General features: G+C 30.7%; 3 protein-coding genes. All 3 read left to right on the top strand.

Features of this window, described 5'->3' with window-relative positions:
- Positions 1–321: 321 nt before the first annotated feature.
- The 3 genes from folE to folK are packed head-to-tail and all read left to right on the top strand — an operon-like array spanning position 322 to position 2,237.
- On the top strand, positions 322–876 hold the full coding sequence (gene folE, locus N4T77_RS20015) for a GTP cyclohydrolase I FolE (protein WP_261673627.1): 555 nt from the start codon (positions 322–324) through the stop codon (positions 874–876).
- Between the two features lie 18 nt (positions 877–894).
- Positions 895–1,374: an HD domain-containing protein gene (locus N4T77_RS20010; RefSeq protein WP_261673626.1), complete on the top strand. Its 480-nt coding sequence runs from the start codon at positions 895–897 to the stop codon at positions 1,372–1,374.
- Between the two features lie 41 nt (positions 1,375–1,415).
- Complete coding sequence (folK, locus tag N4T77_RS20005) at positions 1,416–2,237, top strand: 2-amino-4-hydroxy-6-hydroxymethyldihydropteridine diphosphokinase (RefSeq protein WP_261673625.1); 822 nt, start codon at positions 1,416–1,418, stop codon at positions 2,235–2,237.
- Positions 2,238–2,885: the final 648 nt, after the last annotated feature.

The raw sequence follows: 2,885 nt of genomic DNA, 5'->3' as shown, positions 1-2,885 counted from the left end.
GCACTTCATTATTTAATGAAGTGCTTTTTTTATACGTAAAAATATATTTATAAGTTACAAAATGTATATTATAATTATACCTATACGGCAGTAATTTTAAGAAATTATTGGAATTAACTAAAAAATGTTATAATTGTTTTATAGTGGGTTCAACCTTCTTGTAAATTTATGATTAAAATGTTATAATTTATGGTAATATTGTGAAATATTTATTTAATCTATAAATTACAAAAAGTTTAACAGCTATAAAAATCTTTCAACATGAGAGGAGGATTATTGAACAGATTCTTTAGAAAAGGAAGAGTTCAATAGAATATTATGATAGACGAGAGTAAAATCAAAGCAGCAGTTAGAATGATTATTGAAGCTATAGGAGAGAATCCAGAAAGAGAAGGATTACTAGAAACTCCAGATAGAATTGCAAGAATGTATAAAGAAATTTTTTCAGGAATAAATACATCTCCAGAAGAACATTTAAAGAAAACTTTTACAGCAGATAGTGATGATATAATTTTAGAAAAAGATATAAAGTTCTATTCTATGTGTGAGCATCATTTTGTGCCATTCTATGGAAGAGCTCATGTAGCATATATACCAAGTGGAAAGGTTGCAGGTTTAAGCAAGTTAGCAAGAACAGTAGAAGTCTTTGCTAAAAGACCCCAACTTCAAGAAAGAATGACTACTCAGGTAGCAGATGCAATTATGGAGCATTTAGATGCTAAAGGGGTAATGGTAGTAGTAGAAGCTGAACATATGTGTATGACCATGAGAGGTGTTAAAAAACCAGGAAGTAAGACTGTAACAGTTGTTACTAAAGGCAAGTTTAAAGAAGATTTATCCCTTAGAGAAGAAGTATACAGAATGATTAAAATTTAATAGGGAGAGGCGTTGTATTTGAATAAGGTAAATGCTATTCTAAATAGCAGTAAATATAGAGAGTACCTAAAGCGAAACGAAGAGTACGAAGGAGATAGAGTCTTTTGTAAACATGATATAGGGCACTTTTTGGATGTAGCAAGGATAGCATATATTATGTTTTTGGAAAAGCATATAGAGATAGATAAGCAGATAGTTTATGCAGCGGCATTACTTCATGATATAGGAAGGTGGATGCAATATAAGGACGGTACTCCTCATGAAGTAGCTAGCTACAGGTTAGCAGAAGAAATACTAGTAGAATGCGGCTTCATAGAAGAAGATAGAAAAGTAGTTTTAGGAGCTATCTTGAAACATAGAGGTGGATTAGAAGAAAAAGAAACCTTTGATGAAATATTTTATTTAAGTGATAAACTTTCGCGGACATGTTTTTCTTGTGCAGCTGCAAAAGAGTGTAAGTGGTCTGAAGAGAAAAAAAATTATAAAATCACTTACTAGAATATATCGATGACTGAATTATACTAAAGCGAGGTTAAATAATGGATAGAATATACGTAAAAGATCTACAGGTTTATGGATTTCACGGAGTAAATCAGCAGGAAAAGGATATGGGACAAAGATTTATTATATCCTTAGAGCTTTTTCTAGACTTACAAGAGGCCGGAGAAACTGATGATCTAACAAAGACTGTTAATTACGCACAATTGTGTTTTGATGTTGAAGATCAGTTTAAGAAAGAAAAATATGATTTAATAGAAAAAGCAGCAGAAAAGTTGGCTGAATTTATTTTACTAAAATATGACCTAGTGAACAGGATTAAGGTTCAAATTAAAAAGCCATGGGCTCCTATTGGAAAGCCTGTAGACTATGCAGCAGTGGAGATTGATAGGGGATGGCATACCGCATATGTTGCAATAGGTTCTAATATGGGGCATAGAGAGCAGAACTTAAATTCTGCTATTGAACTTATAAATGAATCTATTTCTAGTAAAGTAACTAAGGTATCTAACTTCTATGAAACAGAACCGGTGGGATACTTAGACCAAGATAAGTTTCTAAACGGTGCCTTAGAAGTAAAAACACTTTTATCTCCTAATAGGCTAATGAAACTTTTACTAGGAAAAGAAAAAGAACTAAAGCGTGAGAGAATAATAAAGTGGGGGCCAAGGACTATAGATTTAGATGTATTGTTTTATGACAACTTAATTACTTGTGAAGAGGAAATAATCCTACCACACCCGAGAATGCACGAGAGAGAATTTGTACTAAGACCTTTGGCAGATATTGCGCCATACTTAATACATCCAATATTAAATAAAAGAGTTATAGAGCTACTGAATTTAGTTTCTGAGAGTAAATAGTTTTAATAATCACAGGGATGGTTCAAAGAAAAAACTTTGAGCTGTCCCTTTTGTTTTAAATCTACAGAAAGATTAGTATAGAAATTCACTAAAAATCATAAAGCTTAGAGGAGAATTTATATAGCATTGAGGCTAAAATAAATAAAAACTTTATATTAACAGGCGTAAACCTAATCTGGTGTGTCAGTATAATAAATATGAAGAATTTGTTAGATAGAGATAGAATTAATGACTTAATTTAATATTTTAACTATATAAAGAGTAATGATGTGTTTTTAAAAATGGTATCATAACATTCGTCGCTGAGGTTAGCGATGAGAACTTAGTTGTCATTAAAGCTTATAAATGTCGATAAAAACTTATTAAAAAAGTTATTGACGAATGATATTTTTCATGATATTATAGTTAAGCTGTCAATGAACGACAGAAAATAAAAAATATTTACAAAGTTCTTGACAAACTTAAGAACATTTGATAAAATGATTAAGTGTTCAAAATCAAGTTAAATGATCCTTGAAAATTAAACAGAGGTAAAGATAAGTAAAACTTGTTTTTAAAATAAACCAGCAATTCTTTGAGTTACTTTTAAAGTAACAAAACAGTAATGAGTCACAAACTTTTAAATTGAGAGTTTGATCCTGGCTCAGG

This window comes from Clostridium sp. CX1 (assembly GCF_025398335.1).
Taxonomy (GTDB): domain Bacteria; phylum Bacillota; class Clostridia; order Clostridiales; family Clostridiaceae; genus Clostridium_AM; species Clostridium_AM tanneri.
Note: the sequence above shows the minus strand (reverse complement) of the source record. Positions and strands in the feature narration are given on the sequence as shown.

Coding starts and splice junctions, on each gene's coding strand:
- folK (WP_261673625.1), top strand. CDS start 1,416: ATGGATAGAATATACGTAAAAGATCTACAGGTTTATGGATTTCACGGA.